Genomic DNA, 16,071 nt, shown 5'->3' with positions numbered 1-16,071 from the left:
TTGCTAATTTTATTGGCATGTCCAGGAAGATTATTCATGTGGATATGGATGCCTTTTATGCGTCGGTGGAACAGCGTGATTTCCCTGAGCTGAAGGGCAAGCCTGTGGTGGTCGGCGGTTCGCCGAGCGGGAGGGGCGTGGTGGCGGCGGCGAGCTATGAAGCCAGAAAGTATGGTATTAAATCGGCTATGCCGGCCAGGCAGGCGCTTCAGCTTTGTGCGGAAGTAGTCTTTGTAAAGCCGCGTTTTGAGGTGTACAAATCCGTCTCTGCTCACATTCGCGAAATATTCAGACGGTATACTGATCTGATCGAACCGCTTTCGCTCGATGAGGCCTATCTGGATGTTACGACCGACAAGCTAAACATCGGTTCTGCGCTGGAAATTGCTAAACAGATTAAACAGGCGATAAAAACGGAGCTGAATCTGACCGCTTCAGCCGGGGTGTCTACCTCTAAGTTTGTTGCCAAGGTGGCTTCTGATATTAATAAACCCGACGGACTTACATTTATCGGGCCGTCTAAGATTGAGGCTTTTATGGAGCAGTTGCCCGTGGAGAAGTTTTATGGGGTGGGAAAGGTAACGGCCAAGAAGATGCAGAGCATGGGTTTGCACACGGGGGCAGATCTGAAGGCGTTGTCGCAGGAAGACATGACCCGGTATTTCGGGAAGTCGGGCGCGTTTTATTACAATATTGTACGCGGATTGGACGATAGGCCGGTCCGCACACACCGGGAGCCTAAGTCGTCGGGAACCGAAGATACTTTTTCGTACGACCTCACGACCACCCAGGAGATGTACACCCAGCTTGATAAGATTGCTTATTCGGTGTCGCAGCGTCTGGAACGGCAAAGCTTAAAAGGACGTACAATTACGCTGAAGATCAAGTTTAGCGATTTCAAGCTCATTACCCGGAGCAGGTCGCTAGCTGTGGCGGTTCGCGATTTTTCTACGATCCTGCAAACGGCCATGGAGTTGCTGGATGAGGCGCAGATTGACGGTAAGGCGGTACGGCTTTTGGGGATTTCGCTTTCTAATTTCGGTGAGTTTGTTCCAAACCAGCCAAGGCCGGCTGGTAAAGGGTTTACAGACCCCGACCAGCTGGAGTTTGAGTTTTAATAAAAAAGGCAAGCGACCGTAAAACGTGCTTGCCTTTTTGCTCCCGAAGCTGGGCTCGAACCAGCGACCCTCTGATTAACAGTCAGATGCTCTAACCGGCTGAGCTATTCGGGAGTGTCCGGTTACCAAAACCGCTTTGTTTAAGCGTTGGAGAGATATTCGCTCCGTTGTTTTGGGACTGCAATATTAGGGGTTTTAAATTATTTATGCAATATTTGTAACGAAAAATTTTATAAAAAAATATATGAGCCTGATAATCATAGGAACTGTTGCTTTCGACGCGTTGGAGACACCATTTGGTAAAACAGATAAAATTGTTGGGGGCGCTGCTACCTATGCCAGTTTAGCTGCTTCTTATTTCTACGACAAGGTTAAAATTGTTGGTGTGGTGGGCGAGGATTTCGGTCAGGATAACATTAATAAATTTACCGAGCATGGAATTGACATAGAGGGATTGCAGATTAAAGAGGGGGAGAAGTCTTTCTTCTGGTCGGGCCGCTATCATAATGATATGAATAGCCGTGATACGCTAGCCACGGAACTTAACGTGCTTGAAAATTTTGATCCGGTTATTCCTGACAGTTATCAGGACTGCGAATACCTGATGCTGGGAAATTTAACCCCGCTTGTGCAGCAAACTGTCATTAACAGGCTTAAGAATCGTCCTAAACTTATTGTGCTGGATACGATGAACTTCTGGATGGACATTATGATGGATGATCTGAAGGAGACCATCCGTATGGTCGATGTGCTTACCATTAATGATGCCGAGGCCCGGCAGTTGTCTGGCGAGTACTCGCTGGTGAAGGCAGCTTCGAAAATCCTGGAGATGGGGCCTAAGTACCTGATCATCAAGAAAGGTGAACATGGTGCTTTGCTGTTCCACGAGGATAAGATTTTCTCGGCACCTGCGCTTCCTTTGGCTGAGGTTTTTGATCCGACCGGCGCGGGTGACACTTTTGCGGGTGGCTTTATAGGTTACCTGGCAAAGGTGGGTACGATCAACTTCACGAATATGAAGAATGCGATCATTTTCGGCTCTGCGCTTGCTTCGTTCTGCGTGGAGAAATTTGGCACGGAGCGGATTCTGAACCTTACTCAGGAAGAGGTGGCCAGTAGGGTGCAGCAGTTTGTTAGCCTCAGTTCGTTTGCCATAGAGGGCTAATTGTCTTAAATACCGTATATTTATCGGTATGAGACACACAGTTTTATTTTTTCTGCTGGTATGCTTTGGTGGTATCAGCGCGAGTGAGGCACAGGATAAGATCACGTACAATACTGTTAAGGAGGTTGGTTATTACGATGATGCGCGGATTAAAGCCGATAGCTATCTCGCTTCCAGATGTAAGCTTTCTGTGTATTACCCGGCCAACCGCAAGAATTATGGAACTGTAATATGGTTTCATGGCGGGGGACTGACTGGGGGCAATATTGAGATTCCTGATGCTTTGAAAGAGAAGGGACTGGCAGTGGTGGGTGTCACCTACCGTTTGTCGCCACAGGCTAAGGGTGCTTCCATTATTGAAGACGCGGCTGCGGCCATAGCCTGGACTTTTAAAAATATTGGCAGGTATGGCGGCTCGGATAGCCTGATCTTTGTGTCGGGCCACTCGGCGGGTGCTTACCTGGCCATGATGGTTGGGCTAAACAAGGATTACCTTAAACCTTATGGCATCGATGCAAATAGCATTGCGGGCCTTATTCCGTTTAGCGGACAGTGTATAACGCATTTCACTATACGCAACGAAAGTAAAATTCCGGAAACACAGCCTATTGTAGACCGTTTTGCTCCGCTATACCATGTGCGCGGCGATGCGCCGCCGATGCTTCTTATTACGGGCAATCGCGAGATGGAGATGCTTGGTCGCTATGAGGAGAACGCTTACATGGCGCGAATGATGAAGCTTACCGGCCACAAAGAGACGGTACTATTTGAGCTGGACGGTTATGGGCATAATATGGCATACCCCGCTTTTCCGCTTTTGCTGAATGAGGTGAAGCGCATTATGGACCTGAAGGCTAAGTCGCGCGCCTTACCGCGCTAAGCTATATGCCGAGCAGGGGCAGGATTTCTTCTACGTGTTTCCTGTCGTTGGAAAGTCGTGGAACTTTGTGTTGCCCGCCTAACTTTCCTTTCGATTTCAACCAGTTGTAGAAGGTATTGCATGGGGCATTGTGCACCTTGGGCCGCTTCAGCGCCATGTCTTTGAAGCGCTTGGCATCATAGTCTGAGTTTACAGCCCTTAAAGTTTCGTCGAGCACATCGATAAACTTCTCGAAGTCGTTGGGCTGCTGGTCGAATTCAATGATCCATTCATGTCCGCCTGCTTCATTGCCGGAAAAATAAATAGGGCAGGCGGTGTAATCCTTAAACACGGCATTTGTAGCGTCGCAGGCCCGACATATGGCTTGTTCTGCATTATCGATGATCACTTCCTCGCCGAATGCGTTTATGAAATGTTTTGTACGACCGGTAATCCGGATACGGTATGGGGAAAGATTAGTGAATTGTACGGTGTCGCCGATCATATACCGCCAGAGTCCGCCGTTGGTAGATATAATGATTGCGTAATTTTTACCGATCTCGACCTCGTCCAGCGAAAGGGTAGCCGGTTGTTCATCTTCCAGGTTTTCGATAGGCAGGAACTCATAATAAATACCGTAATCGAGCATGAGAAGCATTTCATCGGAATTGACTTCGTCCTGTATGCCAAAGAAACCCTCGGAGGCGTTGTATGTTTCGAGATAGTACATGCCTGCTGATGGGATGAGTTCTTTAAACTGTTCTTTATAGGGTTTAAAGTTCACTGCACCATGGATGTAAAGCTCCAGGTTTGGCCATATCTCGAGCAGGTTGCTTTTGCCGGTGATCTCCAGAACCTTTTTGGCAAGAACGATGGTCCAAGTAGGTACGCCGGCGATATTGGTGACGTTTTCTTTAATGGTAGCTTCCGCCATTTTCTCTATTTTCTCCTCGTAGTTGTCCATCAGGGCGATAGAGATGTTTGGCGTACGATAGTATTCGGCCCACACGGGCAGGTTTTTGATCAGTACTGCAGAAAGGTCACCGTAGTAGGAGTCTCCATTCAACTGGTTGATCTGGTGACTTCCGCCGAGAACCAGTCCCTTACCTGTAAATATCTGATTGTTGGGCCGGTTATTGCAGAAGATGGAAAGCATATCTTTTCCGCCTTTGAAGTGGCAGTCGTTCAGAGATTCTTCTGAGACAGGGATAAATTTGCTGCGGTCGCTCGTGGTGCCCGACGACTTGGCAAACCATTTAATTTCTGAGGGCCATAAAATGTTTTGCTCTCCCTTGAGCATGCGTTCAATGTATGGCTTCAGGGTGTCGTAGTTTTGCAGCGGCACGCGTTCTTTAAACTGCTTAGGGGTTTCGATGGAACGGTACCCGTACTTTTCTCCCCATTCTGTATCCTCTGCCTGCGAAATCAGTTTTTGGAACCACTCCTGTTGCACATCATGAGGATATTTAATGAAAAGCTCGATCTGATGAACGCGCTTTTTCATATACCAGGTAAAGATTGAGTTAACAATAGCCATTGTTTAGGGATTATAAGGTTTTACTGCGTAAAACAAAATTTGAGCCGAGGTATACCCGTCTCACCATCTCGTTTGCGGCCAGTACTTCAGGTGTGCCCGATTCGAGGATTTTTCCTTCGAAAAGCAGATAGGCGCGGTCGGTTATAGATAGCGTTTCCTGAACATTGTGGTCGGTGATCAGTATCCCGATATTTTTTTCTTTCAGTTTGGCGACGATGGTCTGTATTTCCTCTACCGCAATGGGGTCTACCCCAGCAAAAGGCTCGTCGAGCAGTATGAAGTTAGGACTTGCGGCAAGTGCCCTTGCGATCTCGGTTCTGCGCCGTTCACCTCCCGACAGGAGGTCGCCGCGGTTTTTGCGGACCTTGTGCAGACTGAACTCGCTGATCAGTTCTTCCAGTTTTTCGTGTCTCTCTTCTTTACCCATGCTGGTCATTTCGAGAATGGCCATGATGTTGTCTTCCACCGAAAGCTTCCTGAAAACGGATGCTTCTTGTGCAAGGTAGCCGATGCCTTTCTGGGCGCGACGGTACATCGGGTCGCTCGTAATGTCTTGGTCTTCCAGATAGATATGGCCTTCATTGGGTTTAATAAGGCCAACGATCATATAAAATGAGGTGGTTTTTCCGGCGCCGTTAGGGCCCAGCAAGCCTACGATTTCGCCCTGACTAACGTTAAAGGACACGTCGTTAACTACAGTCCGCTGTTTATATTTTTTGATCAGGTTCTCAGCTCGTAATATCATCGAGGTTATGGTTATCCATTTTAATAGCCTTTATATTTAGTTGCAGGCGCCTTTCGCCCCTCCAGACATTTTCTTCAATTGTATAACAAACAGAAAACGGCTGATTTGGTTGTAAAATATGCTCGTACCCGGCAAGGCCGAATGCTATCCCTTCAAAAATAATGGAATTTTGTTGTTTTAGCGTCAATTTCAAATGTTTTGTGCCGACGACCTTAGGAGGGTACACGATATATACCTGATTGGTCATGAACAGGGGTGCAGGGTTGTGCGGACCAAAGGGTTCCATTCTGCCAATGATGCGCTGGAACTTTGGCGTGATTTGAGAGAAGGAGATCTGAGCATCTATTTTCAGTTCCGGACAAAGCATGCTTTCTGTGATGGTCTGGCTCACAACTTCCTCAAAGCGCTCAGAAAAGGCTTGCATTTTTTCGGGCCTCAGTGTAAGTCCCGCGGCAAACTTATGGCCGCCAAACTGTTCCAGCAGATCTTCGCAGCGCAGTAGTGCTTCATACAGATCGAAACCTTCCACCGAGCGTGCCGAACCGGTCAGCATGCCGTTCGAGGCTGTTAGCACAATGGTGGGGCGGTAGTAGTTTTCAATCAGCCGCGATGCTACAATGCCGATGACGCCCTTGTTCCAGGCCTGGTTGTAAACAACAGTGGTTTTTTTGCTGGTCAGGATCTGACAATCGGCAATAAGTTCTAGTGCTTCGGCGGTGATGCTTTTGTCTGAGTTTTTGCGGTCGGCATTGTGGCTATCTATAAACTGACTCCGTTCTCTTGCCGTTGTCTCCTCGGTGCAGATCAGCATGTCTACGGCGTGGCGACCATGATCCATGCGTCCGGCAGCGTTAATTCGTGGTGCGAGAGAAAAAACGACATCCGTGATCGTAAAGGGTTTTGGTCGCCCCGATACTTCCATCAATGCTTTGAGCCCGGTGCAGGGATCATCATTCAGCCGAAGCAATCCGTGATGTGCCAGTACCCTGTTTTCGCCAACGATGGGTACAATATCGGCCGCTATGCTAACCATCACCAGATCGAGGTAGCACAGGTAACGGCTTTCTGGCAAGCCATGTCTTAAACTGTAAGCCTGAGCCAGTTTAAAACCGATCCCGCATCCCGAAAGCTCCTTGAACGGGTAATTGCAGTCGGCCCGCTTGGGATCCAGGACGGCTATGGCGTCTGGCAGTTCCTCGCCGGGGGTGTGGTGATCACAAACGATGAAGTCAATGCCAAGCTTGTTTGCGTAGTCAATCTTATCTACGGACTTTATTCCGCAATCCAGCGCTATGATAAGGCTGAAGCCCTTGGCTGATGCGTAGTCGATGCCCGCTGTGGATATGCCGTACCCTTCCTTGTGGCGGTCGGGTATATAGTAATCGACATGCTGCGTTAGCCCGCTAAGGAAACTGTAGACCAGCGCTACGGCCGTGGTACCGTCTACGTCGTAGTCGCCATACACCAGGATTTTCTCTGAACTGGCAAGTGCAAGGTCTATTCTGTTGACAGCCTGGTCCATCTGTCTCATTAGGAAAGGATCGTGCAGTCTGGACAATTCCGGCTTAAAATAGCTGCGGGCTTCTTCAAATGTGGTGACTCCGCGCTGGACAAGAACCTGGGCCAGACTGTCGTCGATATTAAGCTCCTGTGCCAGAGATTTTGAGAGCGTTGTATCTGCGTTCGCTGCCCGTACCCATCTTTTTTCCATTCAGGTTTCCTTATCTTTGCGTTCGATATCGTAAAGATATCATTAATCTTTTGTTCCAACTAATATTAAGCCATTGGAAGTTTTTACTTTGTTTGAGGGTTCGTACTCTGTAGCTGCTGATAAGAAATTTATACCGTTTGATCCAAAAAAGGATAGTCCAAAAGACCGTCCTGCCTCGTTATTTATACATGTCCAGCCCTTTCTAGTTAAACTTGATGAGCACCTGGTGCTGATCGATACGGGCCTGGGATATAGTGATGACAGCGGGGTATTGTTGTTGCATGAAAACATCAGAAAGGCTGGCTTTAGTCCTGACGACGTGGATCTGGTACTTATGTCGCACCTGCATTTCGATCACTCCGGTGGCATGATTCATTGGCGAGGCGAGGAGATGGAACTGAGCTTTCCGCATGCGACCTATGTAATACAGCAGGGTGAGTGGGAGAGCGCTTTTACAAGTCCGTCTTCATCGTATAAGACGGAGATATTCGAATTTCTGCAGCGAAATGCCCAGCTGAAGTTTGTGGAAGGATCGGGAAGGCTGACTGACAAGATCAGTTATGAGTTGACGGGAGCCCACACGCCATATCATCAGGTGTTCCTGTTGGAGGAAGCTGGAGACAAAGTATTTTTCGGGGGAGATGTTCTTCCCGAGCCGGAGGAGCTGCTCAGAAAGTTTATTGCCAAGTATGATTTTGACGGAAGGAAGGCGATGGAACTACGTGAAGCGTTTGGTACCCGTGCTGCCAGCGAGCAATGGAACTGTCTGTTCTATCATGGTAAGTCGCGCACTACTGGTTTTGTCTCACTGCAGGACGGACAATTCAGCATTCGGTAAGTAAGGGCTAAAAATCTATAAGACGCAGCAGTTCGGAGAGGCGGTCTATAGAAAGCGGTTTGGAGATAAAGCCTTTTACTGTTCTGAATGACTTCGCCTTTTCAATGTCATTCTCGTATACAGAGGAGGATAGCATATAGATGTGGACATTTTTAGGGGCATCCAGCTTTTCGTAGGCCGACAAAAAATCCCAGCCATTGAGTACAGGCATGTTAATATCGACCAGGATAAGTTGCGGGAAGGTACTGCCCGACGATATCAGGCCTGAAAGATAATCAAATGCCTCCTGCCCGTTGCTGCTCGAGGAAAAGCTTACTTCAAAGCCGGTTTTCTCGAGTATCTTTTTTATAATGAATATGTTAATATCGTCATCATCAATGGCGAGAAGATGAATCTTGTTTTCTGTCATATGGTGTCATCCTGTGTGTGTACTAAGATAAGAAAATCCCCTGCCTTTTTATAGACAGGGGATTTAATTTATCTTGTGTATTACTTTTTGGCTACCAGTTTGACGGCAAGCTCAAACTCGTCATAGATCATTTTATCGCCCACATCAGGGAACATACCTTTAGAACGATATTTGATGCCAAACTTGGTGCGGTCGACCACAATCTTCTCTGCTACGGCAGTAACGGTTCCATCGGTATTCCAGGCGATTGTTGCAGGAAAGGTGATGGACTGGGTAACACCCTTGATGGTCAGGTTGCCGGTGATATTCACCTTGTTGCCCGACTGGGCCAGCTTCTTGATAGCAAAGGTAGAGGTGGCGAATTTGTCGACGCCGAAAAAGTCATCAGCCTTTAAGTGGCCTTCGAGCCGCTCACTCTTATCCGCATCTTTGATGGTTGTCATATCAATCACAAAGTTTCCGCCTGAAAGCTTCTTCCCGTCGAACAGCAGGCTGCCTGATTGAAGGGCAATAGTGCCATTATGACCGCCGGTTAGCTTCTTTCCTACCCATGTGATAGAAGATTTTTCTGTATCTACTGTATACGATACTGGCTTAGCAACCGGTTTTACAAAAGCGGTGGAAATGAACGCAACGACTAGAAGCGCCAAGGATGTGGTTTTTAGTTTCATATTGTCTTTTAATGGTTTATTCTATCCCTAAGTTAAGCATAAGTTTCTTCATAACTTTCAATTGGCGGACAAGCGCAAACCAATGACCTGTCGCCATACGAATCGTTTACACGACCAACTGATGGCCAGAACTTGTAGGCAGCGACGTAAGGCAGCGGAAATGCTGCTGTTTGTCTGCTGTAAGCATGCTCCCATGCGTTGCCCGTAACTACGGTAGCAGTGTGCGGTGCGTTTTTCAAAGGGTTGTCCGCCTTGTCAGATTCGCCTGACGCGATCAGGTCGATTTCCCCTTTTATAGCGATTAACGCGTCGCAAAAGCGGTCGAGCTCATGCTTAGGTTCACTTTCTGTTGGCTCAACCATTAGTGTGCCGGCTACAGGGAAGGAAACGGTAGGTGCATGGAAACCATAGTCCATTAGGCGTTTGGCGATATCTACCACTTCGATGCCCAGGTTTTTAAAGCTGCGGCAGTCGAGGATCATTTCGTGTGCGCATCTTCCGTTGGCACCGCTGTAAAGAACAGGATAATGCTGCTCCAAACGGGCTTTCATATAGTTCGCGTTCAGAATCGCATAGCGGGTAGCATTGGTTAGTCCTTCAGCGCCCATCATAGCGATGTAAGCATGTGAAATAATCAGGATAGACGCTGAGCCCCATGGCGCAGATGATACGGCATGGATGGACTTGCCCTGGTCGATATTTACTACGGCGTGTCCTGGCAGGTATGGTACCAGGTGTTTAGCGACACCAATGGGGCCCATGCCCGGACCTCCGCCGCCGTGTGGTATACAGAAGGTTTTGTGCAGGTTAAGGTGACAAACATCGGCGCCGATATTGGCCGGACTTGTAAGCCCGACCTGTGCGTTCATGTTTGCACCATCCATATACACCTGCCCACCGTTCTCATGAACGATGTTACAGATGTCGATTATGCTTTCTTCAAACACACCGTGTGTAGAAGGGTAGGTAACCATCAGACAGGACAGGTTTTCTTTATGCTGCTCTGCTTTTGCCTTGAGGTCTTCTACGTCGATGTTGCCGTTCTCGAGCGACTTCACCACCACGATCTTCATGCCGGCCATTGCCGCAGAAGCCGGGTTGGTTCCGTGAGCAGAAGAAGGGATCAAGGCAATGTTGCGGTGTCCATCCCCGCGATCCTGATGATATGCCCTGATCACCATCAGTCCGGCATACTCTCCTTGTGCTCCTGCATTTGGTTGTAAGCTCATGGCCGCAAAACCGGTGATCTCGCTTAGCCATCTGTCGAGCTCGTTAAATACCGTATAGTAGCCCGCAACCTGATCTGCCGGGGCAAAAGGATGTATCCTGCCGAATTCCGGCCAGGTAACAGGGATCATTTCAGTTGTAGCATTCAGCTTCATGGTACATGAACCCAGTGCGATCATGGAATGGCAAAGCGAAAGATCTTTGCTTTCCAGTGATTTTATGTAACGCAGCATCTCATGTTCCGAATGGTGCGAGTTGAATACGGGATGGGTAAGATATTCGGAAGTACGCAGCAACGAGGCAGGTATTACTGTTTCAAGCTGCTGGTCGGCCAGCTCCACTGCATCCCCTGCAATGGCTTTCACTTTGGCAAAGAGCTTAACGAGCAGTTTTACATCTTCAGGAGTGGTGGTCTCGTCGAGCGCGATGGTGACGGTACTACCATTGTAGTGTAAATTGATCTCGTTGTCGAGGCACTCACGATGAATAGAGTCGACGAGCTCGCCCAAGTCGAGCTGTACGGTGTCGAAATAAGCTTTGTTGAGTTGCTTATACCCAATCTTTTCGAGTGAACGGGATAGCGTAATGGCCAATCCGTGTGTGCGTTCAGCAATAGCGCGCAAGCCTTTTGGTCCGTGATACACAGCATAAAAGCCAGCCATGATGGCAAGCAGGGCTTGTGCAGTACAGATATTAGAGGTAGCCTTATCGCGACGGATGTGCTGCTCACGGGTCTGCAGTGCCATGCGTAATGCATAATTATTGTTGCTGTCTATGGTAACACCGATGATCCGGCCTGGGATAGAGCGTTTGTATTCTTCTTTAGTGGCAAAATAAGCAGCGTGCGGTCCGCCAAAACCCATTGGTACGCCGAAGCGCTGTGTAGTGCCTACAACAACGTCAGCCCCCCATTCTCCGGGAGGGGTAAGCAGGGTGAGGCTAAGCAGATCGGCGATTACCGTAACTTTAACGTTTTGAGCGTGAGCTTTCTGAGCAAAGTCTGTATAATCATATACTTCCCCGTTGCCGGCAGGGTACTGAATAGCAGCACCAAAGAATGCGTCGGTTGGCTCAAAAGTAAGGTGGTCGCCAATAACCAGCTCGATGCCGTAAGGGTTGGCTCTTGTTTTTAAAATATCGATGGTCTGGGGAAACAGGAGTTCTGATACAAAGAACTTCGTTGCCTGCTGATTTTTACGCAGACTGTATTGCATAAACATGGCTTCGGCCGCTGCGGTGCCTTCATCAAGCAGGGAGGCGTTCGCGATTTCCATTCCTGTAAGGTCGATAACCATGGTCTGGAAGTTTAACAAGGCCTGCAGACGCCCTTGCGCGATTTCAGCCTGGTAAGGGGTATATTGTGTATACCATCCCGGGTTTTCCATAACATTACGCAAGATCACGCCCGGTGTAAGCGTATCGTAATAGCCCTGTCCGATATAAGATTTGAACACCTTGTTTAACGAGGCCGTTTGCTTCAGGCTGTTTAAATAGGCAGTTTCAGACTTTGCCGCGGGCAGGTTTAATGGTTGTTTCAACCTGATCTTGGCGGGGATGGTCTGGTCAATCAATTCGTCTACAGAGCCAACGCCGATTGTCGCGAGCATATCTTCTGTGTCCTTCTGATTTGGCGCGATGTGACGGTCTTTAAAGTCTTCTTGGTAATGAATGTTTAAGTTCATGAAAATCTATGAATAAAAGTTGCGCAAAGGTAATAAAAATACCGCAACTCACTAGGGCTTAAGCTGTCTTAAATACTGCTGAATGGTATTTTCCAGGCCAAGGTAAAGGGCGTCGCTGATGAGCGCGTGGCCGATACTTACTTCGAGGAGTCCGGGGATACTGGCAGCAAAATACTTTAGGTTGTGCAGGTCGAGATCATGCCCGGCATTAATGCCAAGTCCGAGTTCGCTGGCCTTATGTGCAGCAGCGATGTAAGGTAGTATGGCTTTCTCCCTGTTGTTGTAGTAATTGTGTGCGTAGGCTTCGGTGTATAATTCAATACGTTCGGACCCGGTTACTGCCGCGCCTTCTATCATTTCCACTACCGGATCAACAAAAATGGAAACCCTGATACCGGCAGCTTGAAAGACTGCAACCATTTCTTTCAGATAATCCCTGTGCTTTACCGTGTCCCATCCATGATTGGAAGTAATCTGGCCCTCTGCATCGGGAACAAGCGTTACCTGTGCTGGTTTGTTGGCCAGTACTAGGTCTACAAACTTCTGCTCGCTGCAGTTGCCTTCAATATTGAACTCCGTTACAATGGCAGCTTTTAAGTCGTACACATCCTGGTAGCGAATGTGCCGCTCGTCGGGGCGGGGATGTACCGTGATGCCCTCGGCACCGAAGCGTTCACAGTCGAGCGCCACCTTGAGCAGATCCGGATTGTTGCCTCCGCGACTGTTGCGCAGCGTGGCGATCTTGTTGATGTTTACGGATAGTTTTGTCATGTACAAATATAAGAAATGGGGATACCGTTAAAAACAATATCCCCATTTTATGACGGTTGGCCGCCGGTTAGTATCTGTAAGCTTCAGGCTTGAAAGGGCCTTCGACTGCTACGCCGATATATTCTGCCTGATGTGGATCAAGCGTATCTAATTCAGCGCCGATTTTAGCCAGGTGCAGACGTGCTACTTTCTCATCGAGAAGTTTAGGTAGCACATATACCTTGTTTTCGTATTTGTCGGAGTTGGTCCACAATTCCAACTGTGCAAGTGTCTGATTGGTGAACGAATTTGACATAACAAAGCTTGGGTGGCCGGTGGCGCAACCCAGGTTCACGAGGCGACCTTCTGCCAGCAAAATGATGTCTTTCCCGTCGATGGTATATTTGTCGACCTGCGGCTTAATTTCCACCTTGGTGTCGCCATAGTTTTTATTAAGCCAGGCTACGTCAATCTCGTTATCGAAGTGACCTATGTTACAAACGATGGCTTTGTCTTTCATGGTTTTGAAATGTTCGCCGCGAACGATATCGCAGTTTCCGGTAGTGGTCACGATGATGTCGGCCTCTTTAACCGCATTGGCGAACTTTTGAACCTGATAGCCTTCCATAGCTGCCTGTAGCGCGCAGATCGGGTCGATCTCAGATACGATAACGCGTACGCCCTGTGAGCTCAATGATTCAGCAGAACCTTTACCTACGTCGCCATACCCCGCAACAACAGCAACTTTGCCTGCCATCATGACGTCAGTTGCACGACGGATTGCGTCGACCAGTGATTCCCGGCAACCATATTTGTTGTCAAACTTTGATTTGGTTACAGAGTCGTTTACGTTGATAGCAGGAAGGTGCAGCGTGCCGTTCTTCATGCGCTCGTATAAACGGTGTACGCCGGTGGTGGTTTCTTCCGACAGTCCTTTGATCCCAGCGATCAGTTCAGGGTATCTGTCGAATACCATGTTTGTTAAATCGCCGCCGTCGTCGAGTATCATGTTCAGGGGTTGGCGTTCAGGGCCAAAGTGTAATGTTTGTTCAATACACCAGTCGAAACTTGCTTCGTCGAGGCCTTTCCAGGCATAGACCTGGATTCCTGCTGCAGCAATAGCAGCGGCCGCATGATCTTGGGTAGAGAATATATTGCATGATGACCAGGTTACTTCAGCACCCAGTTCAACTAGTGTTTCAATCAGTACCGCGGTCTGGATGGTCATGTGTAAGCATCCGGCGATGCGTGCGCCTTTTAAAGGTTTTGATGGCCCGAATTCTTCACGTAACGACATCAGGCCGGGCATTTCTGCCTCTGCCAGTTCGATCTCTTTTCGGCCCCATTCTGCCAGTGAAATGTCCTTAACTTTGTAAGGAACGTAAGTTGTCTCTACTGATGACATATTGCTGTTTTTTTAGTATTTTATGTACGCTGCAAAGTTAGGCAATAGTTTAGCTAATTCAAACAGCCCGAAATGGCGGCGGGTGGCCTCTCTTATAGTGGTTCTAAATTTTTTTTATTTGAAAATCTGCGAGTTGAAAATTCTCTTTCAAAAAAAAATCGGTTCTGTTTGCAGTTATGAAAAATCTGCGTAGATTTGCATTCCATTTCAAAGGAAGCTTTGGTAAAGGAGATTGCCTGATAGTATAATGGTAGTACGACGGTTTTTGGTACCGTTTGTCTAGGTTCGAATCCTGGTCGGGCAACTAAATAATATTCGGATTGTGAGAGATACGCAATCCGATTTTTTTTAACAAGTACTGTTATTGTTTAACAATGCCTTTGCAGTTTAACCCAGTTAAGCTTTTTGCCGGAAGTGGTACAAAAGATTTAGCGCACAAAATTGCCGAAAGTTACGGTAAACCTCTGGGTAGCGTAACATTAAGTAAATTCAGTGATGGCGAATTCCAACCATCATACGATGAAAGTGTACGTGGGTGTGATGTATTCCTGATCCAATCAACTTATCAGCCTTCAGATAATTTAATGGAGCTTTTGCTGCTGGTTGACGCGGCAAAGAGGGCTTCTGCACATTATATTACGGCTGTTGTTCCGTATTATGGTTTGGCCAGACAGGACAGGAAAGATAAGCCGAGGGTAGCTATAGGCGCCAAACTGGTGGCCAACCTGCTGAAGTCGGCCGGGATCCACAGGATTATGACGATGGACTTGCATGCGGCGCAGATACAGGGCTTTTTTGATATTCCCGTAGATCACCTTGACGGGTCGGTAATTTTTGTTCCTTACATCAAAAGCTTGGGTCTGGAGAATCTGGTTATTGCGTCGCCCGACATGGGTGGGTCTTACCGGGCACGTACTTTTGCCAAGTTTTTTAACGCCGAGGTGGTGATCTGCGACAAGCGCCGCAAGCGTGCCAACGAAATTGAATCAATGTCGATCATCGGGGATGTGACCGGAATGGACGTGGTGCTTATTGATGACATTTGTGATACTGCGGGTACGCTGGCGAAGGCAGCCGGGCTGATCATGGAAAAGGGAGCGAAAAGTGTACGTGCGGTGTGTACGCATCCGGTATTGTCGGGTAAGGCTTATGAGACTGTTGAGAATTCGGCCCTTACGGAATTGATCGTGACGGACACCATTCCTTTGAAACAAGAGAGTTCAAAAATCAGGGTGCTGAGTACGGCTTCCTTGTTTGCAAGGGCGATTGCCAATGTGAACGAGCATGAGTCGATCAGTAATCTGTTTAGAGTTTAGCAAATTATTAATAAACAACATAAAAATGAAAACAATCGCAATTAGCGGTTCTCCAAGAGAGAACGTAGGGAAACGCGATGCTAAAGAGCTTCGCTATGAAGGCAAGGTTCCTGCAGTATTGTATGGTGGTAAAGAGCAAAAGCACTTTGCTGTAGTGATCACTGAACTTAAAGAAGCTATCTATACCCCCGAGGCAAACTTTGTAGAAATTGATCTGGGTGGTGAAAAAATTAAAGCGGTAATTAAGGAATTGCAGTTCCACCCGCTTACTGACGTGCTTCTGCACGTGGATTTCCTGCAACTGTTTGACGAGAAGGCAATCACAATGGAAATTCCTGTGAAATTGACCGGAACTTCCCCAGGTGTAAAAATGGGTGGTAAACTGGTACAGAAATTACGTAAGCTTCGTGTAAAAGCTTTGCCTAAAGACATGCCACAGGCTGTTGAAGTAAGCATTGCTAAATTGGAAGTTGGTAACCTGTTCCGTGTACGTGATCTGGAAAAAGGTAACTACACCGTGACTAACACACCTGAAGATACCATCGTTTCTGTAGGTATGTCTAGAGCATTGAAACAAGCAGAGCAGGAAGCTAAAAAGAAATAAGTTTTTCTGCAATGACGCAGAAGGGCAGTTCCTT

14 protein-coding genes and 2 tRNA genes are annotated in these 16,071 nt (G+C 47.8%); 7 read left to right on the top strand and 9 right to left on the bottom strand.

Annotation, left to right across the window (positions count from 1 at the left end; genetic code table 11):
• The first annotated feature begins 17 nt into the window (after nt 1-17).
• Complete coding sequence (gene dinB, locus QEP07_RS08165; RefSeq protein WP_285009380.1) at nt 18-1,118, top strand: DNA polymerase IV; 1,101 nt, start codon at nt 18-20, stop codon at nt 1,116-1,118.
• 40 nt (nt 1,119-1,158) lie between these two features.
• Here the strand turns inward: dinB and QEP07_RS08160 are convergent.
• Nucleotides 1,159-1,232: transfer RNA gene (locus tag QEP07_RS08160), tRNA-Asn, on the bottom strand.
• A 130-nt stretch (nt 1,233-1,362) separates the two neighbouring features.
• On the opposite strand from QEP07_RS08160, the gene QEP07_RS08155 reads away from it, so the two are divergent.
• On the top strand, nt 1,363-2,283 hold the full coding sequence (locus QEP07_RS08155) for a PfkB family carbohydrate kinase (protein WP_285009378.1): 921 nt from the start codon (nt 1,363-1,365) through the stop codon (nt 2,281-2,283).
• Nucleotides 2,284-2,311: 28 nt separating this feature from the next.
• Nucleotides 2,312-3,163 (top strand): alpha/beta hydrolase, encoded by an 852-nt coding sequence (locus QEP07_RS08150; protein ID WP_285009376.1) that lies wholly within the window; start codon nt 2,312-2,314, stop codon nt 3,161-3,163.
• Between the two features lies 1 nt (nt 3,164).
• Here the strand turns inward: QEP07_RS08150 and QEP07_RS08145 are convergent, their stop codons facing one another.
• Genes QEP07_RS08145 through recJ form a run of 3 tightly spaced genes read right to left on the bottom strand, consistent with a single transcriptional unit; the run spans nt 3,165 to nt 7,135 of the window.
• Nucleotides 3,165-4,679, bottom strand: a complete 1,515-nt coding sequence (locus QEP07_RS08145) for a GH3 auxin-responsive promoter family protein (protein ID WP_285009374.1) — start codon at nt 4,677-4,679, stop codon at nt 3,165-3,167.
• Nucleotides 4,680-4,689: 10 nt separating this feature from the next.
• On the bottom strand, nt 4,690-5,424 hold the full coding sequence (lptB, locus tag QEP07_RS08140; RefSeq protein WP_256003796.1) for an LPS export ABC transporter ATP-binding protein: 735 nt from the start codon (nt 5,422-5,424) through the stop codon (nt 4,690-4,692).
• Nucleotides 5,408-7,135, bottom strand: coding sequence for a single-stranded-DNA-specific exonuclease RecJ (recJ, locus tag QEP07_RS08135; protein WP_285009373.1), 1,728 nt, complete (start codon nt 7,133-7,135; stop codon nt 5,408-5,410). The genes lptB and recJ overlap by 17 nt, the downstream gene beginning before the upstream one ends.
• A 73-nt stretch (nt 7,136-7,208) precedes the next feature.
• On the opposite strand from recJ, the gene QEP07_RS08130 reads away from it, so the two are divergent.
• Nucleotides 7,209-7,973 carry an MBL fold metallo-hydrolase gene (locus QEP07_RS08130; protein ID WP_285009371.1) on the top strand — a complete coding sequence of 255 codons (765 nt, stop codon included), beginning with the start codon at nt 7,209-7,211 and terminating at the stop codon, nt 7,971-7,973.
• A 7-nt stretch (nt 7,974-7,980) separates the two neighbouring features.
• Here QEP07_RS08130 and QEP07_RS08125 read toward each other — a convergent pair whose 3' ends face one another.
• From QEP07_RS08125 to ahcY, 5 genes are all read right to left on the bottom strand, one after another.
• Nucleotides 7,981-8,382: a response regulator gene (locus tag QEP07_RS08125; protein WP_256003799.1), complete on the bottom strand. Its 402-nt coding sequence runs from the start codon at nt 8,380-8,382 to the stop codon at nt 7,981-7,983.
• 80 nt (nt 8,383-8,462) lie between these two features.
• On the bottom strand, nt 8,463-9,053 hold the full coding sequence (locus QEP07_RS08120) for a YceI family protein (protein WP_285009369.1): 591 nt from the start codon (nt 9,051-9,053) through the stop codon (nt 8,463-8,465).
• A 32-nt stretch (nt 9,054-9,085) separates the two neighbouring features.
• Nucleotides 9,086-11,962 carry an aminomethyl-transferring glycine dehydrogenase gene (gene gcvP / locus QEP07_RS08115; protein ID WP_285009367.1) on the bottom strand — a complete coding sequence of 959 codons (2,877 nt, stop codon included), beginning with the start codon at nt 11,960-11,962 and terminating at the stop codon, nt 9,086-9,088.
• Nucleotides 11,963-12,013: 51 nt separating this feature from the next.
• Nucleotides 12,014-12,733 carry a pyridoxine 5'-phosphate synthase gene (locus tag QEP07_RS08110; RefSeq protein WP_285009365.1) on the bottom strand — a complete coding sequence of 240 codons (720 nt, stop codon included), beginning with the start codon at nt 12,731-12,733 and terminating at the stop codon, nt 12,014-12,016.
• A gap of 67 nt (nt 12,734-12,800) precedes the next feature.
• Nucleotides 12,801-14,117, bottom strand: a complete 1,317-nt coding sequence (gene ahcY / locus QEP07_RS08105) for an adenosylhomocysteinase (protein WP_256003803.1) — start codon at nt 14,115-14,117, stop codon at nt 12,801-12,803.
• 233 nt (nt 14,118-14,350) lie between these two features.
• Between ahcY and QEP07_RS08100 the strand changes: the two genes are divergently transcribed.
• The 3 genes from QEP07_RS08100 (at nt 14,351) to QEP07_RS08090 (ending at nt 16,037) form a co-directional block, all read left to right on the top strand.
• Nucleotides 14,351-14,421, top strand: a tRNA-Gln gene (locus QEP07_RS08100).
• 70 nt (nt 14,422-14,491) lie between these two features.
• Nucleotides 14,492-15,433 (top strand): ribose-phosphate pyrophosphokinase, encoded by a 942-nt coding sequence (locus QEP07_RS08095; protein WP_256003804.1) that lies wholly within the window; start codon nt 14,492-14,494, stop codon nt 15,431-15,433.
• Nucleotides 15,434-15,458: 25 nt separating this feature from the next.
• Nucleotides 15,459-16,037: a 50S ribosomal protein L25/general stress protein Ctc gene (locus QEP07_RS08090; protein ID WP_256003806.1), complete on the top strand. Its 579-nt coding sequence runs from the start codon at nt 15,459-15,461 to the stop codon at nt 16,035-16,037.
• Nucleotides 16,038-16,071 lie beyond the last annotated feature (34 nt).

The sequence above is a fragment of the Pedobacter faecalis genome (assembly GCF_030182585.1).
Lineage (GTDB): Bacteria > Bacteroidota > Bacteroidia > Sphingobacteriales > Sphingobacteriaceae > Pedobacter > Pedobacter faecalis.
Note: the sequence above shows the minus strand (reverse complement) of the source record. Positions and strands in the feature narration are given on the sequence as shown.